The organism is Monashia sp. NPDC004114 (genome assembly GCF_053603855.1).
The window spans coordinates 38,754-65,623 of record NZ_JBSGGK010000004.1 but is presented as its reverse complement, the minus strand read 5'-3'; the positions used below and the strand labels follow the sequence as shown (position 1 = coordinate 65,623).

Annotated in this window: 22 protein-coding genes; 13 read left to right on the top strand and 9 right to left on the bottom strand. The window is 71.1% G+C overall.

The features are described 5' to 3' along the window. Positions 1–193: 193 nt before the first annotated feature. On the top strand, positions 194–1,120 hold the full coding sequence (locus tag ACWEOW_RS07175) for a tyrosine recombinase XerC (protein ID WP_452268711.1): 927 nt from the start codon (positions 194–196) through the stop codon (positions 1,118–1,120). 74 nt (positions 1,121–1,194) lie between these two features. Here the strand turns inward: ACWEOW_RS07175 and ACWEOW_RS07170 are convergent, their stop codons facing one another. The 3 genes from ACWEOW_RS07170 to ACWEOW_RS07160 form a co-directional block, all read right to left on the bottom strand. Next, a complete protein-coding gene (locus tag ACWEOW_RS07170) occupies positions 1,195–1,809 on the bottom strand; it encodes a murein hydrolase activator EnvC family protein (protein WP_452268490.1) in 615 nt (204 codons plus the stop codon). Positions 1,810–1,913: 104 nt separating this feature from the next. Further along, positions 1,914–3,086: a pyridoxal phosphate-dependent aminotransferase gene (locus ACWEOW_RS07165; protein WP_452268489.1), complete on the bottom strand. Its 1,173-nt coding sequence runs from the start codon at positions 3,084–3,086 to the stop codon at positions 1,914–1,916. 90 nt (positions 3,087–3,176) lie between these two features. Continuing rightward, positions 3,177–5,084, bottom strand: a complete 1,908-nt coding sequence (locus ACWEOW_RS07160; RefSeq protein WP_452268488.1) for a DUF6541 family protein — start codon at positions 5,082–5,084, stop codon at positions 3,177–3,179. Between the two features lie 293 nt (positions 5,085–5,377). Here ACWEOW_RS07160 and rpsB point away from each other — a divergent pair, with 293 nt between their 5' ends. From rpsB to rlmN, 9 genes are all read left to right on the top strand, one after another. Continuing rightward, complete coding sequence (gene rpsB / locus ACWEOW_RS07155) at positions 5,378–6,280, top strand: 30S ribosomal protein S2 (protein ID WP_452268487.1); 903 nt, start codon at positions 5,378–5,380, stop codon at positions 6,278–6,280. A 62-nt stretch (positions 6,281–6,342) separates the two neighbouring features. Continuing rightward, positions 6,343–7,173, top strand: a complete 831-nt coding sequence (gene tsf / locus ACWEOW_RS07150) for a translation elongation factor Ts (protein WP_452268486.1) — start codon at positions 6,343–6,345, stop codon at positions 7,171–7,173. A 163-nt stretch (positions 7,174–7,336) separates the two neighbouring features. Next, entirely contained in the window at positions 7,337–8,077 is a 741-nt protein-coding gene (locus ACWEOW_RS07145; protein ID WP_452268485.1) for a response regulator, read from the top strand. Continuing rightward, entirely contained in the window at positions 8,074–10,797 is a 2,724-nt protein-coding gene (locus tag ACWEOW_RS07140) for a DUF4153 domain-containing protein (RefSeq protein ID WP_452268484.1), read from the top strand. The genes ACWEOW_RS07145 and ACWEOW_RS07140 overlap by 4 nt, the downstream gene beginning before the upstream one ends. Before the next feature lie 14 nt (positions 10,798–10,811). Then, positions 10,812–11,963, top strand: coding sequence for an aminotransferase class V-fold PLP-dependent enzyme (locus ACWEOW_RS07135; protein WP_452268483.1), 1,152 nt, complete (start codon positions 10,812–10,814; stop codon positions 11,961–11,963). A 108-nt stretch (positions 11,964–12,071) separates the two neighbouring features. Further along, on the top strand, positions 12,072–12,800 hold the full coding sequence (pyrH, locus tag ACWEOW_RS07130) for a UMP kinase (protein ID WP_452268482.1): 729 nt from the start codon (positions 12,072–12,074) through the stop codon (positions 12,798–12,800). Between the two features lie 93 nt (positions 12,801–12,893). Then, positions 12,894–13,451: a ribosome recycling factor gene (frr, locus tag ACWEOW_RS07125; RefSeq protein ID WP_452268481.1), complete on the top strand. Its 558-nt coding sequence runs from the start codon at positions 12,894–12,896 to the stop codon at positions 13,449–13,451. Further along, on the top strand, positions 13,448–14,452 hold the full coding sequence (locus ACWEOW_RS07120) for a phosphatidate cytidylyltransferase (protein ID WP_452268480.1): 1,005 nt from the start codon (positions 13,448–13,450) through the stop codon (positions 14,450–14,452). Before frr ends, ACWEOW_RS07120 begins: the two co-directional genes overlap by 4 nt. A 316-nt stretch (positions 14,453–14,768) precedes the next feature. Beyond that, positions 14,769–15,944, top strand: a complete 1,176-nt coding sequence (gene rlmN, locus ACWEOW_RS07115; protein ID WP_452268479.1) for a 23S rRNA (adenine(2503)-C(2))-methyltransferase RlmN — start codon at positions 14,769–14,771, stop codon at positions 15,942–15,944. A 52-nt stretch (positions 15,945–15,996) separates the two neighbouring features. On the opposite strand, the gene ACWEOW_RS07110 is transcribed toward rlmN, so the two are convergent. After that, positions 15,997–17,001: a GlxA family transcriptional regulator gene (locus tag ACWEOW_RS07110; protein ID WP_452268478.1), complete on the bottom strand. Its 1,005-nt coding sequence runs from the start codon at positions 16,999–17,001 to the stop codon at positions 15,997–15,999. Positions 17,002–17,071: 70 nt separating this feature from the next. Between ACWEOW_RS07110 and ACWEOW_RS07105 the strand changes: the two genes are divergently transcribed. Together ACWEOW_RS07105 and ACWEOW_RS07100 are read left to right on the top strand one after the other, a co-directional pair. Beyond that, positions 17,072–18,412, top strand: a complete 1,341-nt coding sequence (locus tag ACWEOW_RS07105; RefSeq protein ID WP_452268477.1) for an MFS transporter — start codon at positions 17,072–17,074, stop codon at positions 18,410–18,412. Between the two features lie 4 nt (positions 18,413–18,416). Next, positions 18,417–20,336, top strand: coding sequence for an AMP-binding protein (locus ACWEOW_RS07100; RefSeq protein WP_452268476.1), 1,920 nt, complete (start codon positions 18,417–18,419; stop codon positions 20,334–20,336). A 13-nt stretch (positions 20,337–20,349) separates the two neighbouring features. Here the strand turns inward: ACWEOW_RS07100 and ACWEOW_RS07095 are convergent, their stop codons facing one another. From ACWEOW_RS07095 to ACWEOW_RS07085, 3 genes are all read right to left on the bottom strand, one after another. Further along, complete coding sequence (locus ACWEOW_RS07095; protein WP_452268475.1) at positions 20,350–21,555, bottom strand: TIGR04053 family radical SAM/SPASM domain-containing protein; 1,206 nt, start codon at positions 21,553–21,555, stop codon at positions 20,350–20,352. Continuing rightward, entirely contained in the window at positions 21,552–23,003 is a 1,452-nt protein-coding gene (gene hemG / locus ACWEOW_RS07090) for a protoporphyrinogen oxidase (protein ID WP_452268474.1), read from the bottom strand. Before hemG ends, ACWEOW_RS07095 begins: the two co-directional genes overlap by 4 nt. 85 nt (positions 23,004–23,088) lie before the next feature. Continuing rightward, positions 23,089–24,198: an LOG family protein gene (locus ACWEOW_RS07085; RefSeq protein ID WP_452268473.1), complete on the bottom strand. Its 1,110-nt coding sequence runs from the start codon at positions 24,196–24,198 to the stop codon at positions 23,089–23,091. 82 nt (positions 24,199–24,280) lie between these two features. On the opposite strand from ACWEOW_RS07085, the gene ACWEOW_RS07080 reads away from it, so the two are divergent. Then, complete coding sequence (locus ACWEOW_RS07080; RefSeq protein WP_452268472.1) at positions 24,281–25,219, top strand: AEC family transporter; 939 nt, start codon at positions 24,281–24,283, stop codon at positions 25,217–25,219. A gap of 116 nt (positions 25,220–25,335) precedes the next feature. Here the strand turns inward: ACWEOW_RS07080 and ACWEOW_RS07075 are convergent, their stop codons facing one another. Further along, the gene (locus ACWEOW_RS07075) at positions 25,336–26,055 is read right to left on the bottom strand and encodes a hypothetical protein (protein WP_452268471.1); all 720 of its coding nucleotides are present in this window, start codon (positions 26,053–26,055) and stop codon (positions 25,336–25,338) included. Between the two features lie 70 nt (positions 26,056–26,125). Beyond that, positions 26,126–26,818 carry a hypothetical protein gene (locus ACWEOW_RS07070; protein WP_452268470.1) on the bottom strand — a complete coding sequence of 231 codons (693 nt, stop codon included), beginning with the start codon at positions 26,816–26,818 and terminating at the stop codon, positions 26,126–26,128. Between the last annotated feature and the right edge of the window lie 52 nt (positions 26,819–26,870).

The following is a 26,870-nucleotide window of genomic DNA, read 5'->3' as shown; positions in this document are numbered from 1 at the left end:
TTGACGGGGCGTTCTTGGGCGCCGTCGGGCATCGGAGGCGCTGGGGGTGCTTGCGTTGGGCGTGTCGGTTTGTCATGGTGCGGGAGTGACTGATGTGACTCGCGCCCGCTCCGGCCTGGCGGCCGGCGGGGCAGTCGCGGGCTGGGAGGCCAGGGGCGGCGAGGACATCGCCAGCACGCCGGGCGCTGACGCGGTGCTCGATCAGCACGCGGAGCTCGAGCAGCACGTAGAGCTGCTTCACGACTTCTCCAGGCACCTCGGTGCGGAGCGGGGCCGGTCGGTGCACACGCGCCGGGCGTATCTCGGCGACGTCCGTCATCTCGTGTCGTTCGCGGCATCGCGTGGGATCACGCAGGTCGCGGACCTCAGGATCGGAGACCTCCGGGCCTGGCTCGGCAACCAGGCAGATGCCGGCGCGGCGCGCGCCACCATCGCCCGCCGCGCTGCGGCCGCGCGGACGTTTCTGAAGTGGGCCGAGCACACGGGCCGGATCCCGGTCGATCCCTCGATCCGCCTGGTCGCCCCGAAGCGACGAGCAGGCCTGCCGGGTGTCCTCAAGCAAGGGGAGGCAAGCGACCTGCTCGATCTGGCCGCGGTCCGCGCTGACGACGCCGACCCGATCCACGTGCGCGACAAGGCGGTTCTCGAGCTGCTCTATGCGTCCGGGATCCGCGTCGGTGAGCTTTCTGCGCTCGATGTCGATGACGTCGATCTGGCGCAGAACGTCGTCCGGGTCATGGGCAAGGGGGCGAAGGAACGGATGGTGCCGTTCGGCGTCCCCGCGGCGACGGCGATCTCCGACTGGCTCGCCACGCGACCCCGGCTCGTCAACGAACGGTCGGGCGCGGCACTCTTCCTCGGTCGGCGAGGTCGCCGAGTGGATGCGCGGCAGGTGCGGTCCGCGGTCCACGAGCTGCTCTCGCACCTGCCGGACGCGCCCGATCTCGGGCCACACGGACTGCGGCACAGCACCGCAACCCACCTGCTCGAGGGCGGGGCCGACCTGCGCATGGTTCAGGAGATCCTCGGTCACGCGAGCTTGGCCACGACACAGATCTACACGCACGTCTCAGTCGACCGGCTCCGCCGGAGCTACGAGCAGGCGCACCCACGAGCCTGACCATGGGGCGCGCTCCGGGGTCGACACGCGCCGGGCGGGCGGAACCGTCCACGGGTGGTCCGATCCGCACGCGATCAGGGCAGGGGCAGCAGGACGACGGGCGTCTGGCGCAGCCGGGACAGGGGATCGAGATAGATGCTGCCGCGCAGCACGCCCCAGTGCAGGCAGGTCACCGGCACGCAATGACCGGGCTGGCCTGACACGCGTCCGACCGTCGCGCCCGCGACGACGTGCGTGCCGACCGGTGGGCCGTCCTCGACCGGCTCGAACGTGCTGCGCAGCCCGCCGTCGTGGCTCACCACGACCACGCCTCGGCCCGCGAGGGTGCCGGCGAAGGCGACCGTTCCGTCAGCAGGGGACCGGACGGCAAGGCCGACCTCGGCGCGAAGGTCGACGCCGCGATGCCCGCTGCCCCACGGTTCCCCTGGCGGGTCGAACGGACGCACCACTTCGGGCCGTGGCTCGAGCGGCCACATCCACCCGCGCATCGGGGCGGCCCGCTGCCCGGTTGGCCCCGGGACCGGCCCCGGGACCGGTCCCGCGACCGGTCCCGCGACCGATCCCGCGACCGATCCCGCGACGGACCCACCGCTCGGCCCCAGGGTCGCTCCCGCGGCCGGTGCCGCAGTCGAGGTCGCAACAGAGGTCACGAGGGCGACCAGGCCGGCAAGTGCATCCGTGAACATCATGGACCAAGGATGAATCTGCCTCTGGGACAAGTAGGCCCAGCCACCGGCCACTGTGGACAACTGCGTCGTGGCGTCCGCCCTTGTGGAAAGCCCGACGCTCGCCCTCAGGAGCTCTGGTGGCCGGCCCTGGCGAGCCGGCTTGCGGCCTCGACGAGCACCTCGTCCTTCTTGCAGAACGCGAAGCGGATCAGCGTGCGCGCCGCGTCCTTGTCGTCGTGGAAGACGGAGACCGGGACACCGACGACTCCTGCGATCTCGGGCAGGCGCCGCGCGAACTCCAGCCCGTCGACCGCACCCAGCGGAGCCGCATCCGCGATGACGAAGTACGTCCCTCCTGGCCGGGACACGGTGAGACCGAGCTCGTCCAGCGCAGAGCACAGCAGGTCGCGCTTGGCCTGGAGCGAGTCGCGCAGGCCGGCATACACCTCGTCGCCCAGCCCGAGCGCGAGCGCGACGGCGGGCTGGAACGGCCCGGAGCCGACGTACGTGAGGAACTGCTTGACCGTGCGGGCGGCCGCGACGGCCTCCGCGGGCCCCGACAGCCAGCCGACCTTCCAGCCGGTGGCCGAGAACGTCTTGCCGGCCGAGGAGATGGTGATCGTGCGGTCGAACATTTCCGGCAGGGTCGCCATCGGCACGTGCTCGACCCCGTCGAAGACCAGGTGTTCGTAGACCTCGTCCGTCACGACCCATGCGTCGTGCTCACGGGCCAGGGAGGCGATGAGCTCCAGCTCAGCCCGGCTGAACACCTTGCCTGTCGGGTTGTGCGGCGAGTTCAACAGGACCAGGCGGGTCCGTGGCGAGAACGCCGCCCGCAGCGACTCCTCGTCGACCGCGAAGTCGGGAAACCTCAGCACCGACGTCCGTCGGTTGGCGCGAGCGAGCGCGATGGTCGCGGCATACGAGTCGTAGTAGGGCTCGAAGGTGACCACCTCGTCGCCCGGCTCGCAGAGCGCCAGCACCACCGACGCGATCGCCTCCGTCGCGCCGACGGTCACGAGCACCTGCGAGGCGGGGTCGACGGTGATGCCGTAGAAACGTGACTGGTGCCTCGAGATCGCCTCGAGCAGCTCGGGGACGCCAGGCCCCGGCGGGTACTGGTTGCGGCCCCCGTCGATCGCCGCCTTGGCAGCGGCGAGCATCTCGGGAGGACCGTCGGTGTCGGGAAACCCCTGCCCGAGGTTGATGCTCCCGGTGGCCGTCGCGAGGGCCGACATCTCGGCGAAGATCGTCGTGCCGAAGGCCATGACCGGGGACGTCGGGATGCCGGGTGACATGGGGCGAGCGTAGCCGCGCCGGCTGGACCCGAGGGTCCAGAGTGCTGAGGGCCCCGGAGGCCGGCCATCAGTCGACGTGGGGGTATCGGGTCAGGGCGTGGTTTCCGGGCAGCCGGTGACGCGGTACAGGGTGTAGTCGCCGACGGTCTGGACCTTCTCGACGCCGCTGACCTGGTCGAGGTCCTTCAGACCGGAGCTGCGCTCGGGCCGGTCGAGCCAGTAGACGTGCGGGGAGTCGATGGCCCAGCGGATGTCGTGCCGTGCCATGGCCTGGCAGACCTCGGGCCGCTGCTCCATCTCGTCGAAGCCGGTGCCGATGAGGATCTCGTCACCGGTCGCCGGGATCGGGATGGATCGGTAGAGGGTGTTCGTGCCGAAGAGGGCGTACATCAAGGGCGACCCGTTCTCGGGGCGACCCACCACGCCCTGCCCGGGCGGGATGAGGGCGGCGAGCTGCCGCAGCGAGTCCTGAGCCTCGAACGACAGGATGACCTTCTTCGGGTCGCTCGGCTGGTAGAACTCGGTGAGGAAGTCGACCCGGGTCGAGGCGTTCGCGACGACGGTGACCAGAGGGATGACCGCGAGGGCCGCGACCGAGGACGCGACCGGGCGCCTGGAGATCCAGGACACGCGACACAGCAGGGCGCGGATGGCAGGTGCCGACGCTGCGACGAGCACGACACCCGGCACGGCGGCGAGCGCGGCCAGCCGGACCTTGTCGTTGTACCAGTAGCCCGTGATGAGCGCGGTCCACGACGCCGTGGACGAGGCAGCCATGACATAGAGCACGACGACGGCACCCCACATGGCGACCACCGGGATGGCGGCCCTGGCGCGCATCACGATCCAGCCGATGCCGAGGGCGATCAGGGCCAGCAGGCCCCAAAGCACGACCGGGATCTGCAGCCTGCCGCCGACGACCTCGACGAGCGCGTCCCAGATCGGGATGCGGTTGTTCCAGGCGTACGACTGGGTCGAGGCGAGACGGTCTGACACCACGGGTGCGATGACCAGGCCGATGACGCAGACCACCCCGACCACGGCGAGGTCCCGGCCGACCTTCCACCACGGCAGGTGCCCCAGCAGCCCGGCTCGGAACCGCGCCGCGACGAACCACACGAGCGCGAAGAGCACGAGCGCCACGAGGGCGTTGGGCTGGATGAGCGCGAGACCCGGCATCGCGGCCGCGAAGCCGAGCCATTGGCCGACGCTGCGCGAGCGGGCCGCCTGCAGCATCAGGGCCAAGGCCCCCGGGGTCAGCGCGGTGGCCATGAGGTTGGGCCAAAGGACGCCCCACCCGAGCAGGATCGTCGGGAAGGAGATGAACGCCGCAGAAGCCAGCCCGGCCGCATACGTCACGAGCGGCTTGCTGCCGAGCGCGTGGCGCACGAGCGCCACGCAGCCGATCGGCCAGACCAGCACGGCAAGCACGAGCGTGGCGACATTGGTGCCGGGCAGCACGTCGGCGACGCCGGGTATGAGGCTTGTCGCGACCCAGGCGTGGAAACCGTTGGGGTAGAAGGTCGGGTTGGCGATCGAGAAGTTGCCGGTGTTGAGGAACAGGGCGATGCGGTTGAGGTGGTAGACCGCGTCGGGGCTGTCGACGAGCTCGTCGGGGCGGCCCATCGAGGGCACGATGAACGCGAGCGCGATGACCGCGCCGAGCGCCACGGCGATCGCAACGTCCGGGCGCGGACGGCCGAGGAAGCGGCGCGACGGCGTCAGGTGCGGGTCGTGGTGGCCGAGCAGCCGCACGACGAGCCAGGCGACGCCGACGCACACCGCGGTGACCACGATCAGCGGCACCAGTCCCCAGCGGACGCCGACACGCTGGGCGACCGTCGCGGACGCGGCCACCATCCCGACCGTGACGGCGGGGGAGACGGCCAGAGCCTCCAGACCGCGCGCGCCGAGCGCCCGCACCACGAGCCAGCCGGGCACGAAGAGCACGAGCGAGAGGACGACGAATGCCGGGATCGTCCCGAGCCAGTGCGCCATGCGAGTCATTCTGGCGGGTCCACTCGATTTCTCCACATCGCGGGTCAGGCCGTACCATGGAGGGCGGTCACGTGTGCTCCGGCGCACGGGGCCAAATTCGCGCGTCTTCTGCCGGGCCACACGGCCCGGGCCGCACCACGGCAGTCCCGTCCCGCTCCAGTGAGCAGGGTCGGGCGGGGTGCGGGCAGGCGCCAGGAGTGCGGCGTATGCCGTCCGGCTGTGTCCCTCGGGGCACGACCGTTCGCTTCACGCCGCCGACCAACTGTCGACAACGAAACAAGGGAGAACACGGCATGGCCGTCGTCACCATGCGCCAGCTCCTCGAGAGCGGCGTCCACTTCGGGCACCAGACCCGTCGCTGGAACCCCAAGATGAAGCGCTTCATCATGACGGAGCGCAATGGCATCTACATCATCGACCTGCAGCAGTCGCTGACGTACATCAACAACGCGTACGACTTCGTCAAGGAGACCGTGGCCCACGGCGGCACGATCCTCTTCGTCGGCACCAAGAAGCAGGCCCAGGAGCCGATCGCCGAGCAGGCGACGCGCGTCGGCATGCCGTATGTCAACCACCGCTGGCTCGGTGGCATGCTCACCAACTTCCAGACGGTCTCCAAGCGCCTCACGCGCCTCAAGGAGCTCGAGGAGATCAACTTCGACGACGTGGCCGGCTCGGGCCGCACCAAGAAGGAGCTCCTCGTCCTCAAGCGTGAGAAGGACAAGCTCGAGAAGACCCTCGGCGGCATCCGCACCATGGCCAAGGTCCCCTCGGCCGTGTGGGTCGTCGACACCAAGAAGGAGCACCTGGCCGTCGACGAGGCCCGCAAGCTCGGCCTGCCGGTCATCGCGATCCTCGACACCAACTGCGACCCCGACGAGGTCGACTACAAGATCCCGGGCAACGACGACGCGATCCGCTCCGTCACACTGCTGACGCGGGTCGTCGCCGACGCCGTCGCCGATGGCCTCGTGCAGCGCTCGACCGGCCGCACCGGCGAGGCGACGAGCACCGAGGAGCCCCTGGCGGAGTGGGAGCGCGAGCTCTACGCCGAGGCTGCGGTCTCCGAGGTCGCACCGGCCACGTCCGAGGCCGCCGAGGCGCTCGAGGCCGACGCCTCCGAGCAGGCCCCGCTCGAGCCTTCGGCCATCGCGGCCGAGACGGCCGAGACGGCCGAGACGGCTGAGCAGGCCTGAGCGTCCTTCGGCCACAGTCGAACTCCGCACGAAACTCACTGACGAAAAGAGCGAAACAGAGCATGGCGAACTACACCGCCGCTGACATCAAGGCGCTTCGCGAGCAGACCGGCGCGGGCATGATGGACGTCAAGAAGGCGCTCGACGAGGCCGCGGGCGACCGCGGCAAGGCCGTCGAGATCCTTCGCGTCAAGGGCCTCAAGGGAGTCACGAAGCGTGAGGGTCGCACGACCTCGAACGGCCTCGTGGCTGCCAAGGCACAGGACGGCTACGGCACGCTCGTCGAGGTCCTCTGCGAGACCGACTTCGTCGCCAAGGGTGAGAAGTTCATCGCCCTGGCCGACCAGGTCCTCGAGCAGGCGATCGCCTCCAAGGCCACCTCGGCCGAGGAGCTGCTCGCCAGCACGACGCCCGACGGCAAGACCGTCCAGGAGCTGCTCGACGACGCGAACGCGACGATCGGCGAGAAGATCGAGATCAAGCGCGTCGCCCGCGTCGAGGGCGCCAACGTCTCCGCGTACCTCCACAAGACGAGCCCCGACCTGCCCGCGCAGATCGGCGTCCTCGTGGCGATCGAGGGCGGCGACGACCAGGTCCGTCGTGACGTCGCGATGCACGTCGCCGCGTTCAGCCCGACCGTCCTGACCCGCGACGAGGTCGCGGCCGAGACGGTCGAGAACGAGCGTCGCATCGCCGAGGCGACCGCGCGCGAGGAGGGCAAGCCCGAGGCTGCACTCCCGAAGATCGTCGAGGGGCGCGTCAACGGCTACTTCAAGGACAACGTGCTGCTCGAGCAGCCGTTCGCCAAGGACGCCAAGAAGTCGGTCGGCAAGGTGCTCGAGGAGGCCGGCGCCACGGCGCAGTCCTTCGCGCGCTTCCGCGTCGGCCAGTGAGGTCCTGAGCGACCCACGCAGCACGTCCCGGTATGCCGCCCGCCTGACCCAGGCGGGCGGCATACCTGTCGGGAGGGCCGGCTCGTCCATGAGCCGGCCGCATTCACACAATCTCCACACGTCGCGCGCGCGACGCCCACCCGGGCACTCCTACGCTCGGACCATGCCTGAAGGGACCCCCGAGACGCCGCCGCCTGCCAACGTCGAGGCCACCCTGCTCGTCGTCGAGGACGACGCCACGATCAACGAGGCGGTGACCGATCGCCTTGTCGCAGAAGGTTTCCGGGTCGTTCAGGCCTACGACGGGCCCGGCGCCGTGGCCGCCCACCTGGATCACCGTCCGGACCTGGTGGTTCTCGACCTGATGCTCCCCGGATTCGACGGGCTGGAGGTGTGCCGACGCATCCAGGCCGAGCGACCGGTGCCGGTCCTCATGCTGACCGCGCGAGCGGACGAGACCGACCTGCTCGTCGGGCTCGGGGTGGGCGCGGACGACTATGTCACCAAGCCGTTCCGCATGCGCGAGGTGGTGGCCCGCATCCGGGCCCTGCTGCGCCGCGTCGAGCGGGCGCGGGCCCTGGCCGCCGAGCAGCCACCGGTGCTCGCGCTGGGGCAGCTGCGGGTCGACCGCGGCACGCGACGGGTCTCAGTCGACGGGGCCGAGGTCCACCTGACGCCGCTCGAGTTCGACCTGCTTCTGGCCCTCGCAGCCGAGCCCGGCGTGGTCCGCGAGCGCGACGACCTGATGCGTGAGGTGTGGGGCTGGGCCGACGCGACCGGCACGCGAACGCTCGACAGCCACGTCAAGTCGCTGCGCGCCAAGATCGGCGCCGACCGGGTCCGCACCGTGCACGGCATCGGCTACGCGCTCGAGCCCCCCGGCCCCGCGGCAGCAGACCAGTGAGCCCGGTGCGCCAGATGCGTCCCGGCCTGGTCAACCCGCAGCGACCCCTTGACGGCATCAGGTCGATCAAGGCCAAGCTTGGCCTGCTCGTCGGGGCGAGTGTGATCGCAGCCGCGTTCGTCGCGGAGATCGGCGATCGCGCCGGTGTCCCCGCCTGGCTCACGGTGCCGGTGACCGTCGCCGCGGCCCTCGGCGTGACGCAGTGGCTCGCGCGCGGCATGACGTCTCCGCTGCGCGAGATGACCGACGCCGCAGAGCGGATGGCCACGGGGGACTACTCCCGTCGGGTCACGGCCACCTCGGCCGACGAGGTGGGACAGCTGGCGCACGCCTTCAACACGATGGCGTCCGACCTGGCGACGGCCGACCAGCAGCGGCGGCAGCTCGTGGCGACCGTGTCACACGAGCTGCGGACCCCGTTGGCGGCGCAGCAGGCGCTGCTGGAGAACCTCGTCGACGGCGTGGTTGGTCCGGACGACGACGTGCTGCGCACGGCGCTGGCCCAAGCGGAGCGTCTGGGCGGACTCGTCGGCGACCTGCTCGACCTGAGTGCCGTCGACGGCGGCCGGACGCCGCTGGCGCTTGCGGAGGTCCGCGTCGCAGACCTGCTCGAGCGGGCCGTCGCGGAGGCAGGCGTCTCACGCCGTGGCATCGAGCACGTCACCCGCGTCGAGCCACCCGACCTCGTCGTCTCCGCCGACGCGGCCCGGCTCGCCCAGCTGCTCGCGAACCTGCTCGACAACGCCGACCGGCACAGCCCGCCCGGTGGCACCGTAACGGTGTCGACTGGCGTCGACGGGCCGGACCGCTGGTGGCTCGAGGTGGCCGACGAGGGTCCAGGCATCCCGCCCGAGCGCGCCGAGCGTGTCTTCGACCGGTTCGGGTCGGGGGACGACTCCGTCGGCGGCAGCGGCATCGGCCTGGCCATCGCGAGCTGGGTGTGCGACCTGCACGGCGGGTCGATCGCCGTAGTCCCTTGCGCCCCAGGCCAGTCGGGGGCACGCCTTCGCGCCGTGCTCCCTCAGGAACCATCGCCCGTCTCACCACTCACGTCGACCGCGACCCAGGAGACCACTGTGACCGCCAGCGTGCCCGTCGGACCGCCCGCGAACCCGAAAGCCGACCCACCGACGAGCCACCCGGCAAGCGCCCCGTCGAGCACCCCGTCGAGCACCCCGTCGAGCACCCCGTCGAGCACCCCTTCGGGCGCCACCGCGCCTCCGGGGCATCCGGTTGCCGCCCCGCGGCCCTTCCTCGACTCGGTCTTCGGCGACCTGTGGCCCGAGGCTGGTCTGTCGCCGCAGGTAGCCCTGCTGGTCGGCGCGCTCGGAGTCGGCGTCCTTGCCGGCGCGATCCTTCCCTTCCACCAGAACGGGGTGGCCCTGCTGCTCGTGCTGCTCGCCGGTGGCACACTCGTTTGGCGGACCTCGATCCACCGGCGCACCCGCTGGGCGACGGTCACGACCGTCGTGGGTGTGGGCCTCGCGAGCCTCGTCGTCCTCCGGGCGGCGGAGTGGCTCACCATGCTCGCCATCGCAGTGGGGATCGTGCTGACAGCTGTCGCCCTGACCGATGCAAAGGCCCTGGTGTCGATGCTCGGCAGCCTCGTCTCCTGGCCGCTCGCGGCCGTACGCGGCCTTCCCCTGCTCGGCCGCACCATCTCGGCGACGAGCAGCAGGTCGGTCCTGTGGCCCGTCGTGCGCACGGCGGCGATCTCCATCGTCGCGCTGGTCGTCTTCGGCGGTCTGTTCGCGTCGGGCGACGCGATCTTCGGCTCGTGGGCCAGCGCGCTCGTTCCCGACTTCGCGTGGGACAGCCTGATCATGCGGACGTTCGTCGGCTTCGTCATCGGTGGGTCCGTGCTGGCCGCCTGCTACCTCGCTCTCAACCCTCCACGCGTCGAGCGTCTCCGTCTGCCTGAGGCCCGGCCCGTGTCACGCATCTGGGAGTGGGTGGTGCCGGTCGGGCTCGTCGTGGCGCTGTTCGCTGCCTTCGTGGTCGCCCAGGCGGCCGCGCTCTTCGGTGGGCACGACTACATCCAGCGCACGACCGGCCTCACGTATGCCGAGTACGTCCACCAGGGCTTCGGCCAGCTCACCGTCGCGACGATCCTGACCCTGCTGACCGTGGCCGTCACCGTGCGCAAGGCTCCCCGGGCCACGGCCCGCGAGCGCCTCGTCCTCCGGGTCGCGGTCGGGATCCTGTGCGCCCTCACGCTCGTGGTCGTCGCCTCGGCGTTGCATCGGATGGACCTCTACCAGCAGGCGTATGGATTCACGGTCCTGCGCGTGCTCGTCGACGGTGTCGAGCTGTGGCTCGGCCTGCTCGTCGTGCTCGTCATGGTCGCCGGCATCCGCCTCGAAGGCTGGTGGCTCCCCCGTGCGGCGCTGCTATCGGCCGCGGTCTTCGTCCTCGGTACCGGCCTGGCCAATCCGGAGGCATGGGTGGCGCAGCGCAACATCGACCGGTACACGGCCACTGGACAGCTCGACGCGGCATACCTGGCGACCCTCGGTGCGGACGCGGCGCCGACGATCGTCGAGGGACTGCCCCGACCCATCGCGGCGTGCATCGTGTCTGCGAGCGACCTGCCCCTGCCACCCGACGTCCTGTCGTGGAACCTCGGACGGGCCCGCGCCGCCGCCCTCGGTCCTGCGCCGCTGGCCGGCCAGGACAGTCTCGCCTGCCAGACCCTCCTGGCCACCGACATCTCCCACTGAGGCAGGATCGACGGGTGCGCCATGACATCACCCGCCTCTTCGAGCTCGACCCCGACCTGACCCACCTCAACCACGGGGCGTTCGGCGCCGTGCCGCGGGCGGTGCGTGAGGCACAGGACCGGGCCCGTGCGGCCGTCGAGCGGGCGCCCATGCGAGCCTTCCGCGACGAGCTTCCGGCGCAGCTGGCCGCGGCTCGCGAGGATGCGGCGAAGTTCCTTGCGCTGCAAGCGGACTCGGTCGCGATGGTCCGTAACGTAAGCGAGGGCGTGGCGGTCGTGCTCGATGCGCTGGCCATCGGGCCGGGCGACGAGGTCATCGTCAGCAACCATGGCTACCCGACTGCCGCGATGGCGGTCGAGGCGCGCGGCGCCCGCGTCGCCGTCGCCGAGTTCGGCACCGACGCGACCAACGAGCAGGTCGTCGCCGCCTTCAGAAGCGCCACGACACCGGCGACGCGCCCCGTCATCGTCGACCAGATCACCTCGCCGACCGCGCTCGTGCTACCCGTGGTGGAGGTCGCCGCCGCGACAGCGGCGGCATCCCCCGGGACACCTGTGCTCGTCGATGCGGCGCACGTCCCCGGCGCCCTGCCCGGTGTCGATGTCGAGTCCCTCGGGGTCGACTTCTGGGTCGGCAACCTGCACAAGTGGGCCTTCTCGCCACGGTCCGCCGCAGCACTGTGGGTGGCGCCACGTCACCGTGACACGGTGCGGCCGCGCGTCACGTCGTGGAGCCACGGCGAGCCGTTCCCCGCATCCTTCGACCTCCAGGGCACCGTCGACCACTCGGCGTGGCTGGCCGTCCCCGACGGCATCGACTTCTGGCACCGTCTGGGCGGCTGGGACCAGGTCGCCCGAAGCGCCGACCTGCTCCGCCGCGGCGCCGAGCACGTGCGCACCGCGCTAGGGACGCAGAGCCCGCGCGGCGGCATACCCACGGCGCCGTGCATGGAGCTCGTCGTCCTCCCCGACGGCGTCGCCACGACGACCGACGCGGCCGATGCCCTCTGGCAGCGCCTGTATGCCGCCGGGATCGTCGTGCCGCCCGTTGCCTTCGGGGGTCGAGGGCACCTGCGGCTGGCCGCTGCCCCCTACAACGACGAAGAGGACTACGCGCGGCTCGCCGATGCGCTCCCCGCCGTGCTCCAGAAGGCGCTCGACGACTGACCTCGTCCGGGCCCGGCCTCGGGCGCCGCACTCGATGCGGTCCCTGCGGGCCGGATGTGGAAAGATCGACCGACCCGCTGGACCGCTGCCCACGAGGAGGCCCGCGCCATGACCGACGCCCAGACCACCCCATTTCACCGGGTTCTGCTCAAGCTCTCCGGTGAGGTGTTCGGCGGTGGCCGGATCGGTCTCGACCCCGCTGTCGTGGCCGGCATCGCCAAGCAGATCGCGGAGGCCGTCCGCCAGGGCGTCCAGGTGTCCGTCGTCATCGGCGGCGGCAACTTCTTCCGCGGCGCCGAGCTGCAGCAGCGGGGGATGGACCGCACGCGCGCCGACTACATGGGCATGCTCGGCACCGTCATGAACTGCCTTGCCCTGCAGGACTTCCTCGAGAAGGAAGGCATCGAGACGCGTGTGCAGTCGGCGATCGCGATGCAGCAGGTCGCCGAGCCGTACATCCCGCGCCGCGCGATCCGCCATCTCGAGAAGGGGCGCGTCGTGATCTTCGGCGCCGGCGCGGGTATGCCGTTCTTCTCGACCGACACGGTCAGCGCCCAGCGCGCCCTGGAGATCAAGTGCGACGCCGTCCTCATCGCCAAGAACGGCGTCGACGGCGTCTACGACGCGGATCCGCGCACCAACCCCGAGGCCAAGAAGCTCGACACCGTGACCTTCGGCGACGCCTTGGCGGCGGGGCTCCGTGTGGTCGATGCCGCCGCGTTCAGCCTGTGCATGGAGAACAAGCTCCCGATGATCGTCTTCGGCATGGAAGGCGCGGGAAACATCACACGCGCGCTGCTCGGTGAGAAGATCGGCACGCTGGTCACGAACGCCTGACCGCGCCGCACCACCCGCCGCACTACCCGCCACACCACTCGCAGCACCACTCGCAGCACCACCCGCACCAAGGGACGAGGAAGCCAGACAGCCATGATCGATGAGACGATGTTCGAGGCCGAGGAGAAGATGGACAAGGCCATCGACGTCCTCAAGGAGGACTTCGCGGGCATCCGCACCGGCCGCGCCAACCCGGGCCTGTTCAACAAGCTCCTGGTCGACTACTACGGCGCCCCCACCCCGCTCCAGACTCTCGCCTCGTTCCAGAACCCCGACCCGCGCACGATCCTCGTCATCCCCTTCGACAAGACGGCTCTGCACGGCATCGAGAAGGCGATCCGCGACTCGGATCTCGGGGTCAACCCGAGCAGCGACGGCAACACCATCCGCTGCATCATGCCGGAGCTGACCGAGGAGCGCCGCCGCGAGTACATCAAGCTCGCCCACCACAAGGCCGAGGAGGCCCGCGTCTCGGTGCGCAACATCCGCCGCAAGGCCAAGACCGACTTCGACCGTCTCGTGAAGGACGGCGAGGTCGGCGAGGATGACGGCACTCGTGCGGAGAAGGAGCTCGACACCCTGACGAAGAAGCACACCGACCTCGTCGAGTCCCTCGTCAAGGCCAAGGAGGCTGAGCTGCTCGAGGTGTGACCTCGCTGCTCCACCTGATGATGACGACTGACTCCCCGTCGGAGCGCCGCGACGCGGCGGCCGCAGGGGAACCCACCGACGAGCAGCCCGACGCCCCGGGCGAGGGCGTCCTGCAGCCCGTGCCGTACGACCCGACGCTCGACGACGTCGCGGGTCTGCCGCCCGAGAAGGTCCTCGAGAAGAAACCGAGCCGCGCCGGCCGCAACCTGCCCGCCGCGATCGGCGTCGGGGTCGGGCTCGGCATCGTCATCATCGCCTCGCTGCTCATCAACAAGGAGTCGTTCCTCGTCGTCATCACCCTCGCGGTGGGGGTCGGCATCTGGGAGATGCGGGCCGCGCTGCGCCACGCGGGCGTGCTGGCGCCGCTCGTGCCGGCGCTCGCCGGCGCCGTGGGGATGATGTGGGCGGCCTACGTGCACGGCCCGGAAGCGCTCACCGTCGCATGGGCGCTCACCTGCCTCGCCGTGGTGCTGTGGCGAGGCACCGGCCGCCTCGACGGCGCCGGTCGCGACGTCCTTGCCGGCGTCTTCGTCTCGACCTACCCGACCTTCCTGGTGGGCTTCGCCGCGCTGCTGCTCTCGGCCCAGGACGGTGTCGGGCGGATGTTCGTCTTCCTCATCACGACCGTCTGCAGCGACGTGGGTGGGTATGCCGCCGGCGTGCTCTTCGGGAAGCACCCGATGGCACCGACGATCAGCCCGAAGAAGTCGTGGGAGGGCTTCGGAGGCTCGGTGCTGCTGTGCATCATCGGCGGGTCGACCACCGTGCACTTCTTCCTCGGTCATCCGTGGTGGATCGGGATCCTCCTCGGCGTGGGCGTGGCCATCGCTGCGACCATCGGTGACCTCATGGAGTCGCTCATCAAGCGGGACCTCGGCATCAAGGACATGTCCAACATCCTTCCGGGGCACGGCGGCATCATGGACCGCCTGGACTCGCTCGTCGTCGTCGTACCGATCGTGTGGGCGGTGCTGACCCTCCTCGCCGCCCAACCGACCTGAGCTGCCCCGGCCCTCCGCCCACGTCGAGTGGGCGCTCAGTCCCAGCCCTCCGCGCACGTCGAGTGGGCGCTCAGTCCCAGCCCTCCGCCCACGTCGAGTGGGCGCTCAGTCCCGGCCCTCCGCCCACGTCGAGTGGGCGCTCTGTCCCATCCGTCACAAGTGTCACAGGTGTCACTGGGGCGGGTGGGACGGAGCGCCCACTCGACCGGGGTGGGGGCGGCATTCGGCTGGTGCGGCTGGGACGGGGCGCCCACTCGACCACGGGTGGGGGCGGCGATGGGCGTCGTTTTGACGGGGCTGAGACAATGGGCCGGCCATGACTGAGACCTCCGTGCCGCTGCCCGAGCCGACGACAACGCGCCCCGAGCCGGGTGAGCTGACGTTCCGCGCGCCGCGCCGCGGCAAGCCACCCCGTCACCTCGCCGACTTCTCGCCGGCCGAGCGCAAGGAAGCGGTGCAGTCGCTGGGCCACCAGGGGTTCCGCGCCAAACAGCTGTCGACGCACTACTTCGAACGGCTCGTCGACGACCCCGAGCAGATGACCGACCTGCCCAAGGCAGTGCGCGCCGAGCTCGTCGCGGACCTCCTCCCGACGCTGCTCACGCCGATCGTGCGGCGCCAGGCCGACGACGGCCAGACGATGAAGTACGCCTGGCGCCTGCACGACGGTGCGATCGTCGAGTCGGTGCTCATGCGCTACCCGAACCGGGTGACGATCTGCATCTCGAGCCAGGCCGGGTGCGGCATGAACTGCCCGTTCTGCGCGACCGGGCAGGCGGGTCTGACCCGCAACATGTCCACAGCCGAGATCGTGGAGCAGGTCGTGTGGGCGGCGCGTGCGCTGCGGCGCGGTGAGCTCGCGGGTGGTGGAGACGAGGATCGCGAGCACCCGCTACGGGTCAGCAACGTCGTGTTCATGGGGATGGGCGAGGCGCTGGCGAACTACAAGGCCGCCATCGGCTCGATCCGGCGCCTCACCGACCCCGCCCCTGACGGTCTCGGCATGTCGGCGCGCGGAATCACGATGTCGACGGTCGGGCTGGTGCCTGGCATCGACAAGCTCGCGGCAGAAGGCATCCCGGTCACGCTGGCCCTGTCACTGCACGCCCCGGACGACGAGCTGCGGGACGAGCTGGTCCCGATCAACACCCGCTGGAAGGTCGACGAGGCGCTCGACGCGGCGTACCGCTACTACCAGGCGACCGGTCGCCGCGTGTCCATCGAGTACGCCCTCATCCGCGACATCAACGACCACGGCTGGCGTGCCGACCTGCTCGGCGAGAAGCTCAACGCCCGGGGCCGCGGCTGGGTCCACGTCAACCCGATCCCGCTCAACCCGACTCCGGGGTCCAAGTGGACGGCCAGCCGCCATGGCGTCGAGCAGAACTTCGTCGAGCGCCTCCGCGCTCACGGCGTCTCGACGACGATCCGCGACACGCGGGGGCAGGACATCGACGGGGCCTGCGGCCAGCTGGCCGCTTCCACGGCCTGAGGCGGCCCCGGACGCTGCCAACCTGCGTATGCCGGTCAACCCGCGTATGCCGTCAGGCCGGCTCCGCACGGTAGGTGCGGCGGTAGGCCAGCGGGGACAGGCCGACCGCAGCGCCGAGGTGCTGGCGCAGCGACGCCGTCGTGCCGAACCCAGCGTCGGTCGCGACCCGGTCGACCGGCAGGTCCGTCGTTTCCAGCAGGTGCCGGGCCCAGTCGACACGGGCGCGCACCAGCCACGTCCCCGCCGTCTCGCCGGTCTCCTCACGGAACCGTCGGGTGAAGGTTCGCACGCTCATGCCCGCGTGCCGGGCCAGGTCGGCAAGCCCGACGGGCTCGGCGAGGTGCTGGAGCACCCAGGCGCGAGTCGGGCCGGTTCCGGCGTCGGACTCACCGGGCACTGGACGCTCGATGAACTGGGCCTGGCCACCGGCCCGCCAGGGAGCGACCACGGCACCTCGTGCGACGCGGTTCGCGGCCTCTGTGCCGAGGTCGCAGCGCAGCACGTGCAACAGCAGGTCGATCCCCGCGGCGTTGCCGGCTGAGGTGAGCACGTCGCCGTGGTCGACGTAGAGCACGTCGGGCGTGAGCCGCACCTGCGGGTGCCAGCGCCGGAACTGCTCCTCGTACACCCAGTGGGTCGTGGCCTCACGACCGTCGAGCATCCCGAGGCCCGCGAGGACGAACGCCCCGGTGCAGATCGAGAGCCACCGTGCGCCTGGCCGGGCCGTGCCCGCGAGCTCGACGAGCCCTGGCGGCAGCTCGCCCGAGGAGACGATGGGGCTGTTCGTGATGCCGGGCACGACGATGGTGTCCGCCTCGGCGAGCACGCTGTTCGGGTGCGTCGGCAGGGCGGCATACCCCGCGGACGTCGTCACGGGACCGTCGTCGAGCGTGCACATGGCCACGTCGTAGGGCGCGGGCGCGCCCGTGAGCGGGCCGGGCCACCCGGGGTCGAGCGCGCCGGCGCTGAAGAAGCGGTGCGGCAGGCCGAGCTCGAAGGCGACGACGCCCTCGAGGGCGAGGACGGCAACTCGGTGTGGGCCGGCTGGCGCGGTCATGGCCAGATTCTTGCACATCATGTCCTTCTGGCCACTCGTTCCGTCCGTCGCCATGCCGCAAGGTTGGCTGGTGACCCTCACTGACCGCCACGCGCCCGCACTCTCCCAGACCCGCCGTCGCCTCCACCCGGCGTGGTGGGTGGCGGGCGTCACCTTCCTGACGATCATCGGGGCAGCGGGCTTCCGGTCGACGCCCGGCGTGCTCATGACGCCGCTGCACGAGGAGTTCGGCTGGCCGATGGGCGTCATCGGCGCCGCCGTCTCGGTCAACCTCATCCTTTTCGGCCTCGCAGCCCCGTTCTCGGCCGCGCTCATGGAACGCCTCGGCGTGCAGCGGGTGGTCGCGGTGGCCCTCGTCCTCGTCAGCATCGGCTCGGTCCTGCCGATCTGGATGAGCGCCGCGTGGCAGCTCGTGCTCTGCTGGGGCATCGTCGTCGGGCTCGGCACCGGAGCGATGGCGATGAGCCTCGTCGCCGTGGTGACCGGCCGCTGGTTCGTGGCGCGTCGCGGGCTGGTCACCGGGGTGCTCACCGCGGCCGGCGCCACCGGACAGCTGGTCTTCCTGCCCTTGCTCGCGTGGCTGGCCGAGCACCACGGCTGGCGCTCGGCGGCCGTCGCGACCGCTGGATCGGCGCTCGCCGTCGTCCCGCTCGTGCTGTGGAAGCTGCACGACCACCCGAGCGACCTGGGCACGACCGCCTACGGCGCGCCGGCCGGCACGCCCGTGGCCCGACCACCGCGGCCCACCACCGACCCAGCCCGGCTGGCACTGTCGACCCTGCGGGGCGCGTCGCGGACGGGGGTCTTCTGGCTTCTCGTCGGCAGCTTCGCCGTGTGCGGCATGTCGACGAACGGCCTCGTCGGCACGCACTTCATCCCGGCCGCGCACGACCACGGCATGCCGACCACGACGGCCGCCGGCCTGCTCGCTCTCGTCGGCGTCTTCGACATCGTCGGGACGATCTTCTCCGGGTGGCTCACGGACCGGGTCGACGCTCGCCTGCTCCTGGCGCTGTACTACACGTTCCGCGGCGCGTCGCTGTTCCTGCTGCCGTCGCTGTTCAGCGACCACATGCACCCGAACATGCTCGCCTTCGTACTGTTCTACGGGCTCGACTGGGTGGCCACGGTGCCGCCGACGATCGCGCTGTGCCGCTCTGCGTTCGGCGACCGCGCCCCGATCGTGTTCGGCTGGGTCTTCGCCTCGCACCAGCTCGGCGCCGCGATCGCCGCCGCCGGTGCCGGCCTCGTGCGCGACCAGCTCGGGACGTACGACCTCGCGTGGTATGTCGCCGGGGCGCTCTGCCTCGTCGCGGCGGTCCTCTGCGTGTCCATCACGGCCCGCCGCATGTCGGATGCGTCACGCGAGCCGGAGAAGGCTGGTGCGCCGGAGCCCGCGACGGCAGAGTGAGGTCATGAACGATGGCCCCCTGACGGCATACCGGAAGTCCTACGACGAGAGCCTGCGCGACCCGGATGCCTTCTGGGCCAAGGCAGCCGAGGCGATCGACTGGGTGACGCCGCCGAGGCGCATCCTCGACGACTCGAACCCGCCCTTCTACCGGTGGTACCCCGACGCAGAGCTGAACGTCTGCTTCAACGCCGTGGACCGCCACGTCGAGGGCGGCCGTGGCGACCAGCCGGCGATCCGCTACGACTCGCCGGTCACAGGCCGCAAGGCCACGCTGACGTATGCCGACCTGCTGGCGCGGGTGCGTGCCGTGGCGGGCGGGCTCGCCGGTCTCGGTGTCAGCAAGGGCGACCGCGTCGTCATCTACATGCCGATGGTTCCCGAGGCCGTCATCGCGATGCTCGCGTGCGCGCGGATCGGCGCCATCCACTCCGTGGTCTTCGGCGGCTTCGCGCCACAGGAGCTCGCTGCCCGGATCGACGACGCCGCCCCCAAGGTCGTGCTGTCGGCGTCGTGCGGCGTCGAGCCATCCCGCATCGTGCCGTACAAGCCCTTCCTCGACGAGGCGATCCGCCGGTCGTCCCACCAGCCTGAGCGCTGCGTCATCCTCCAGCGGGAGCAGCAGCCGGCCGAGCTCGGTGAGCGCGACCTCGACTGGGTCGAGTGGGAGGCCGGTGACGCCGCGCGAGCCGGTGCCGACTGCGTCACCGTCGCAGCCACCGACCCGCTCTACATCCTCTACACCTCTGGCACGACCGGGAAGCCGAAGGGCATCTACCGTGACAGCGGCGGGTATGCCGTGGCGCTGCACTGGTCGATGGCCAACATCTACGACGTGGCCCCGGGAGAGACGATGTTCACCGCCAGCGATGTCGGCTGGGTCGTCGGCCACTCGTACATCGTCTACGGCCCCCTGCTCACCGGCGCGACCACCGTCCTCTACGAGGGCAAGCCGGTCGGCACGCCCGACGCCGGCGCGTTCTGGAGGGTCATCGAGGAGTATGCCGCCGTGACCCTGTTCACCGCGCCAACAGCCTTCCGCGCCATCAAGAAGGAGGACTCGAAGGCCTCGAAGGTCGCCGAGCACGACCTGTCGCGCTTCCGAGCCCTCTACCTGGCGGGCGAGCGCCTCGACCCCGACACCTATGAGTGGGCCTCGGCGGCGCTCGGCATACCGGTGGTCGACAACTGGTGGCAGACCGAGACCGGATGGCCGATCGCCGCCAACCCCAAGGGAATCGGGCTGCTGCCGATCAAACCCGGATCGCCGACAGTGGCCGTGGCCGGCTACGACGTCAAGGTCCTCGACGGCGGCGGGGAGCCCGTCGCACCTGGCGTCGAAGGAGCCATCTGCATCCGGCTCCCGATGCCGCCGGGCACGCTGCCGACCCTCTGGGGCGACGACGACCGGTACGTCTCGTCGTACCTGGCGGCATACCCCGGCTACTACCTCACGGGCGACGGCGGCTACCTCGACGAGGACGGCTACCTCTATGTCATGGGCCGCACCGACGACGTCCTCAACGTGGCCGGGCACCGGCTGTCGACGGGGTCTCTCGAGGCGGCGCTCGCCGGCCACGAGTCTGTCGCCGAGTGCGCGGTCATCGGGGTGCGCGACGAGCTGAAGGGACAGGTGCCCAGGGCGCTCGTCGTCCTGAAGTCCGGCGTCGACGCCGCGGCCGACGGTGACCGGATCAAGCGTGAGCTCGTTGCCCTGGTGCGGTCCGAGGTCGGGGCCGTCGCCGCGCTTCAGCAGGTCGACATCGTCGCGGGGCTGCCGAAGACCCGGTCGGGCAAGATCCTCCGCAAGACGATGCGCGAGATGGCCGACGGCGCAACGCCTTCCGTGCCGGCGACCATCGAGGACGCGTCGGTGCTGGACGCCCTCGCTCCGGTGCTGCGAGGCCCCGGGGCGCACGGGTGACGGCGACGGTGGGCTATCTGGGCGGTGCGCTCGGCTCGTAGACGCAGGTCGGGTCGGCTGCGAGCAGGTCACCTGTGACGGCATAGGCGTGGGAACGGCTTCCGCCGCACACGTCCCGGAACTCACACCGGCCGCAGGCGCCGTGGAAGCCGGCGGGGTCGCGCAGTGCAGTGAGGATCGGGCTCGTCCGGTAGACCTCGCGGAAGCCGCGGTCCTTGACGTTGCCACACCGATGGGGCAGGAACCCGCTGGGGTAGACCTCGCCGAGGTGGTCGATGAAGGCGAAGCCACGCCCGGAGTTCACGTCGATGGGCGGGCGCGCCCGCCGTGTCTCCTGGACCCGCTCTGCGCGAAGGTCGCTGACGGCCACGGTCAGTGACCGGTACAGGTCCCCGAGGGACGGTGCGGGTCCGGCGCTGCTGCGGGCTCGCTGGATCGCCACGCGCCGGTAGTGCGGTGCCTCCGTCGTCTTGACGGCAACGAGGTCGGACACGTCGTGAAGCCAGTGCAGGACGTCTTCTACCTGCTGTGGGTCCAGGGTCTTCAGCTGCTCGCCGCGCCCTGTCGGTACGAGGAAGAAGACGCTCCAGAGCGCCGCCTCCTTCTCGATGACCAGCCGGAGCAGGTCGGGCAGCTCGCCCACGTTGGATCGCGTGACGGTCGAGTTGACCTGGAGACGGAAGCCCGCCGCCCGCACCTCCTCGGCGGCTCGCAGGGTGTTCTCGAAGACCCCGGCGACTCCCCGGAAGGCGTCGTGGGTTGCGGCGGTCGCCCCGTCCAGCGACAGCGAGACGGCGCCGGCACCGGCGTCCCGCAGCTCGACCAGCACGTCCCGGGTCAGCCGTGGTGTCACGGACGGCGAGAGTGCCAGGTGCAGTCCGGCCCGGGTGCCGTGCCGGACGAGCTCGGGCAGGTCGGGCCGCTCGAAGGGGTCGCCGCCGGTGAGCACGACGATCGGGCGGGGCGCGCCGAACGCTGCGATGTCGTCCAGCAGCGCACGCCCTTCGTGGGTCGTCAGCTCGCCCGGGTGGCGTCGGTGCTGCGCGTCGGCCCGGCAGTGCAGGCACACGAGGGCGCAGGCGCGCGTCACCTCCCAGATCACGATCATCGGCCGGTCGCCGGCCGCGTGCCGGAGCCGGCGGACGGCGGCTCTGCCGCGAGCTGGAGGGTCCGGGTTGGTGGCGTCGCGACCGGCCGGGCCGCGGGCAGCGGCGGTCATGCGGCGAGCGCGCGGGCGGCCGCCTCGCCGGAGGAGATGCAGGAGACGAGCCCGAGGCCGTCATATGCCGAACCGGCGAGCGCGACGTGAGGCAGCCGCTCGGCCACCTCGTGCCGGATGGCGCGCAGTCGGGCGTGGTGTCCTACCCGCAGCTGGGGGAGTCCGGCCGACCAGCGTTCGACGTGGACCAGGCGTGGTGCCGCATCCAGTCCGGACACCTGGGCGAGGTCCCGGAGCAGGCCGGCCACGAGCGCATCGTCGTCGAGTCCGTCGAGGGGGCCATCCGGGCCGTCGAGGCCGTTGGGAGGGTCGTAGGTGGCGCGGCCCGCAGAGAGCCGCAGGAGTGTGAGGTCGTCGTCCGCGAACTGCGGCCATTTGCGCGTCAGGTGGGTGACGGCCTTGAGAGAACCGCCCGCGGTCGAGGGCAGGAGCAGACCGGTGCCGGCCAGGGCGCGCAGTCCTTGCGTCTGCGCTCGGTCGAAGCCGACGACGACTGTGGCCACCCGGGCCACCACGGCCTCGGCGAGCAGTCGTCCGGCCGATGGGGCGTGGGGGAGCAGCAGCGGTGCGGCGGCGTGGGCCGGGATCGCGAGGACCACACCGTCGACATCGAGCGTCGAGGTCCGGCCGGCCGACTCGGTGGTCACCGTGTAGCCGCGCGCGCACCGGGCGATGCTCACGACACGCGTGTCGAGCCGAACCTCGACGGACTGCCCGTCGAGCACGGCGCGGGTGAGTGTCTCCAGGCCGCCGGGCCACGAGCCGAACATCGGTAGCGTCGGCGCCGTCTGCCCGGGCCTCCCGTCGGAGCGCGCCCGGGGTGCAGCGCGCCGAGCGACGACGGAGCGACGCTGGGTCGCCGCCTCCACGAGCCCCGGAGCACAGGCACGCAGGCTGAGCCGGTGGACGTCGCCGGCGTGCAGGCTCCCGAGGAGCGGGTCGACGAAGCGCTCGGTGACCTCACTGCCGAACCGTCCGGTGACGAACTCGCCGACCGAGACGTCCTCGTCGGCGCCGAGGGCTGGGCGGAGCCGGGCGGCGACGGGTTCGAGGCCGGCGCGCCCGATTCCGCGCACGGACATGACGCCGCTGGTCACCACGGGGCGCAGCCGGGTCGGACCTGTGGGGGTCATCCCGGGTGGCAGCGGCCTGAGCCGGTTCCGGCTCCACAGCCAGCTCTGGCCGGGGCGGCTGCCGACCACGGTGGACGTGAGGCCGAGCTCCTCCACGAGCGCCCGCACCGTCGGGGATCCCAGATGCAGGGCCTCGGCCCCGACGTCCACGAGGCGCCCACCGACCTGGGCCGTGTGCACCTGCCCGCCCAGCCGGTTGTCGGCCTCCACGAGGGTGACTTCGGAGCCGCTCTGACGCAGGCGCCGGGCCGCGACGAGGCCGCTCATCCCGCCTCCGACGACCACGATGTGACGGTGGCCCGGGTTGTCGGCCATGCGAGTCCTTTCCTCGACGCGAATGTCTACTACGCATCGTAGGACTAGTCGGCCGATGCTCCGAACCGGGAGGTGGCAAGGCGGGTCAGCGCGTCCGGATCAGGCCCGCCACATCCTCGACCCGGTCGACGAGATGGACCGAGTCCGTGATCTCGGCCTTCGCCGCCAGCGCACTCACGGCCGGCCAGACCGGTACGTCGATGGTCCAGTGCCTCTCTCCGACAAGCACGAGAGGTGGTGCCGGTTCGCCCGCGCGGGAGTAGTAGAGCGGGGTCATCGCCTGGAAGATCTCCTGCACCGTGCCGGCGGCGCCATCAAGGACGACGACGCCCGCGTTGCAGCGGGCGATGAGGCCGTCCTCGCGCAGGGCGTTCGAGAAGTACTTCGCCACCGCGTCGCAGAAGACGTTCGGCGGCTCGTGGCCGTAGAACCAGGTCGGGATGCCGAGGGAGCGCGCCGAGGGCCCGAGGGTCTCGGTGGGCACATCGTCACGATCGCCGACCAGCTCCCGGCGGACCTCGAGTGCCAGGCCCGCCCACGCTGTCACGTCCGTGAAGCTACGGACCGTCGCCAGCCGCGCGAGGGCACGGTCGAGCGAGGCCGCGAAAGGGCACAGCGCACCGAGGTTCGCCGCCTCCATGGCGCCAGGCCCGCCGCCGGTGGTGACGAGGTACCCAGCCTCGGCCAGCGTGTGTCCGAGACGGGCCGCGGCGGCATACGTCTCACTTCCTCGCTCGACCGCGTGGCCGCCCATGACACCGACCACCATGCGGTCGGCGACGAACTCGTCCAGCTCGTCGGTGACCGTGTCGTCATGGATCGCGCGGACCAGGGTGCAGTAGGCGTCGGTGCGCAGGTGGGCGTCCACGAACCACCGGTAGGCGAGGGCATCCGGCGTGTTGTCGTAGCCCTCGTCGAGGCCGGCGTAGAGGTCCTCGGGCCGGTACAGGCCGCGCCAGGGGTCGACCGGGGCGTCCGCGACGCCGGGGAAGACGATGGCCCCTCGTGCGAGCAGGACGTCCGCCACCTCCCGGGGCACCACGCCTCCGAGCACGACGAGCCCGGTGAGGTCGCGCCGCCTCGCGAACCGGTCCGCGTACCCGCTGAGGTCGAGCCCCTGCAGCCGCAGGCCGTTGAGCGCCTCGTGGTCGTCGTCGAGATAGTCGTCCAGCGCCGCGAGACTCTCGATCTCCATGGCGCCATCCTGCCCGGTGCCGCCGGCCCGTCAGGCGAACCCGGCCGTCGCGGCATCGAGCGGCGTTGAAAGGATCTGGGGCATGGTGGGGGTGCTCGAGGGGTTCGCGACGATCGCGGTCGTGGTCGCCGTGGGCTGGGTCCTGGCCGACCGGCGCATCCTCGACGACTCCGCCCAGGTGACCCTGTCGCGGCTCGCGTTCTTCGTCGCGTCGCCGGCGCTGCTGCTCACGGTCATGCAGCGCACGCCGCTCGATGCCGTGCTCTCGGCCAACCTCGCCACCGGCCTCATCAGCTTCACGCTCGTCGTGTGCATCTATCTGGCGATCGCGCGGCTGCGCTGGGCGGCGGGGACGCTCGGGTCACGGATCGTCGGGAGCCTGTCAGCGGCATACGTCAACGCCGGCAACCTCGGCATCCCCATCGCCCTCTACGTCCTCGGCGACGTCGCGTGGGTCGCGCCGATCCTGCTCATGCAGCTGCTCATCATCACGCCCGTCGCCATGGCCCTGTTCGACAGCGATGCGCGGGCCGAACGGCCCACTCTGTGGCGCAGCGTGCGGCGGATGTTCAGCAACCCGATCACGCTCGGCGCGATCTGCGGACTGCTCATCGCGGTGTTCGACCTTCACCTGCCGACCGTCATCGCCGCGCCGATCGACCTCCTCGGCGACATGGCCGTGCCCTCGATGCTCGTCGCGTTCGGCATCTCCCTGCGGCGCGGTCCGCGGCCGGCCAGCGGCCACACCGCCGAGCACGTGTGGTCGATCGTCGTCCTCAAGGTCCTGCTCATGCCGGCCGTCGCGCTCGGCGTGGGCCTCGTACTGGGGCTGCGCGGGCAGTCGCTGTTCGCGGCGGTCGTCGTCGCGGCGCTGCCCACTGCGCAGAACATCTTCACGTATGCCGTCCGCTACCGTCGCGAGGTCAACCTCGCTCGTGACGCGATCTTCGTCAGCACCTTCGCGTCCGTCCCGGTCATCCTCGGCATCGCCGCGCTGTTCCACCTTTTCGCCGGCGTCTGACCCCTCCGCCTCCACAGCGCAACACACCGGGCAGTCGAGAACGTCGGCGGTTATTTCCGCCGAAGCTGACGACCGCTCGGTGTGTTGCCGGATTTGGAGGTCATCGACAGACGGCGTCAGAAGTCTCCGCCGAAGCCGCCTCCGAAGTCACCCCCGAAGTCTCCGCCGAAGTCTCCGCCGCCGCCCCAGTCGCCGCCCGCGTCACCGGTGTCGGCCGAATCGGCTGAGTCGGCTGAGTCGGTGGAGTCGGTGGAGTCGGCCGATGCGTCACCGGCATCGGCGGTGTCGGCCGAGGTGTCGCCCGCTTCTGCGGCCTCGGGGGAGCTCTCGTACCCGCCGAGCATCGCGTCCGCCAGAGCCGAGCCGACCACGACACCCGCGATGGTGCCGAGCATCGAGCCGGCGATCATCCCGCCCATGCCCATGCCACCGCCCATGCCGCCACCCATGCCAGGCCCGGCGCCACGACCGGCGAACGCCCCCTGCAGGTATCCGGGCTGGCGCATCTCGGCTCGAGTCGCGCTGCGGGCGAGGTCGGCCGGCTGGTCGCTTCGTGGCCGCTCTGACTCGGGCAGGTCCTCGGTCAGGCGCTGCAACACCATCTGGCGCTGCTCGGGCGACAGCTGTGCAAAGGCCTCGGCGTGCACCTTCTCGAGGTCTTCCGGCGGTGCGGTGCGCAGCAGGTAGCGGTAGCGAGCGATGGCGCGCTCGTCCTCGCTCGAGGCGCCCCCGCGAGGTGGCGGGACGGCATACGGCTGGCCGGTGGGGGCTGGCGCACCCCACCCTTGGCGCTGCGGCTGCGTCTCGCGCCCGAGCAGGCGATCGAGGAATCCCATGACAACTCCTGAAGGTTCGGCGACGTTGTGTGTCGTACAACGAGGCCCCTACCCGTCATGGTTCCGCTCATCAGGCGCGCGGTGCAGCGGTGGCGGCCACAGCGTAGGCCGCCCAGCCTGCTCCGGTGGCCAGAGCGCACAGGACCCACGCGGCCGCCGAGCTCGCCGGGTGCATGGGCAGAGCCCACCACTCCGCTTTCCCGTCAGCACCGACTGTCCCGTAGGTGAGGGACAGGCCCGCGTAGGCCAGGGTGGGAAGCCACGCCAGGCCTACCTGCAGCCACCGTGCCGCGAGCGTCGTCAGCCCGACCATGATGAGGAGGTTGCGTACCACCACGACGCAGAGGTTCGGGTCGCGCGTGCTCACCACGAGAGCCGTGGACGATGTCAAGGTCAGCGTGACGACAGCCCACCAGCTCAGTCGGGACAGTCGCAGGCGGGCGTTGTTGCGTTCGATGCTGGCCGACGGGCGCCGGATCGCGAGGTGGATCATGGCACCCGGCAGTGCCATGAACACGGCCGCCGTTACGGCCCGCAGCTCCTCGCGGAAGGGGACCGGCACGACGCCGACGGGGGTCACCGCCGCCGCCAGCATCCCGAGCAGGCTGAGAGGTCCGAGCCACCGTCCTGATCGTGACCTCATGAACAGCCAGGCCACGTCCGCGCAGATGTTCAGGTATGCGGCGTACGTGCCGGGGTACCCGCTGAGCTGGCCCCGGAGCCCATATCCCGAAACCTTCGAGTTCGAGGCGTGCGCGGTCATTGAACGTACCTTTTCGGGTGTCCGAGGCCTGAGACGGATAGCCGTGCGCCAC

What these genes read in the sequence shown, in the direction of transcription:
- ACWEOW_RS07170 (WP_452268490.1), bottom strand. Translation starts at nt 1,809, where the DNA reads ATGATGTTCACGGATGCACTTGCCGGCCTGGTCGCCCTCGTGACCTCT.
- ACWEOW_RS07165 (WP_452268489.1), bottom strand. Translation starts at nt 3,086, where the DNA reads ATGTCACCCGGCATCCCGACGTCCCCGGTCATGGCCTTCGGCACGACG.
- ACWEOW_RS07160 (WP_452268488.1), bottom strand. Translation starts at nt 5,084, where the DNA reads ATGGCGCACTGGCTCGGGACGATCCCGGCATTCGTCGTCCTCTCGCTC.
- rpsB (WP_452268487.1), top strand. Translation starts at nt 5,378, where the DNA reads ATGGCCGTCGTCACCATGCGCCAGCTCCTCGAGAGCGGCGTCCACTTC.
- tsf (WP_452268486.1), top strand. Translation starts at nt 6,343, where the DNA reads ATGGCGAACTACACCGCCGCTGACATCAAGGCGCTTCGCGAGCAGACC.
- ACWEOW_RS07145 (WP_452268485.1), top strand. Translation starts at nt 7,337, where the DNA reads ATGCCTGAAGGGACCCCCGAGACGCCGCCGCCTGCCAACGTCGAGGCC.
- pyrH (WP_452268482.1), top strand. Translation starts at nt 12,072, where the DNA reads ATGACCGACGCCCAGACCACCCCATTTCACCGGGTTCTGCTCAAGCTC.
- frr (WP_452268481.1), top strand. Translation starts at nt 12,894, where the DNA reads ATGATCGATGAGACGATGTTCGAGGCCGAGGAGAAGATGGACAAGGCC.
- rlmN (WP_452268479.1), top strand. Translation starts at nt 14,769, where the DNA reads ATGACTGAGACCTCCGTGCCGCTGCCCGAGCCGACGACAACGCGCCCC.
- ACWEOW_RS07110 (WP_452268478.1), bottom strand. Translation starts at nt 17,001, where the DNA reads ATGACCGCGCCAGCCGGCCCACACCGAGTTGCCGTCCTCGCCCTCGAG.
- ACWEOW_RS07100 (WP_452268476.1), top strand. Translation starts at nt 18,417, where the DNA reads ATGAACGATGGCCCCCTGACGGCATACCGGAAGTCCTACGACGAGAGC.
- ACWEOW_RS07095 (WP_452268475.1), bottom strand. Translation starts at nt 21,555, where the DNA reads ATGACCGCCGCTGCCCGCGGCCCGGCCGGTCGCGACGCCACCAACCCG.
- hemG (WP_452268474.1), bottom strand. Translation starts at nt 23,003, where the DNA reads ATGGCCGACAACCCGGGCCACCGTCACATCGTGGTCGTCGGAGGCGGG.
- ACWEOW_RS07085 (WP_452268473.1), bottom strand. Translation starts at nt 24,198, where the DNA reads ATGGAGATCGAGAGTCTCGCGGCGCTGGACGACTATCTCGACGACGAC.
- ACWEOW_RS07080 (WP_452268472.1), top strand. Translation starts at nt 24,281, where the DNA reads ATGGTGGGGGTGCTCGAGGGGTTCGCGACGATCGCGGTCGTGGTCGCC.
- ACWEOW_RS07075 (WP_452268471.1), bottom strand. Translation starts at nt 26,055, where the DNA reads ATGGGATTCCTCGATCGCCTGCTCGGGCGCGAGACGCAGCCGCAGCGC.
- ACWEOW_RS07070 (WP_452268470.1), bottom strand. Translation starts at nt 26,818, where the DNA reads ATGACCGCGCACGCCTCGAACTCGAAGGTTTCGGGATATGGGCTCCGG.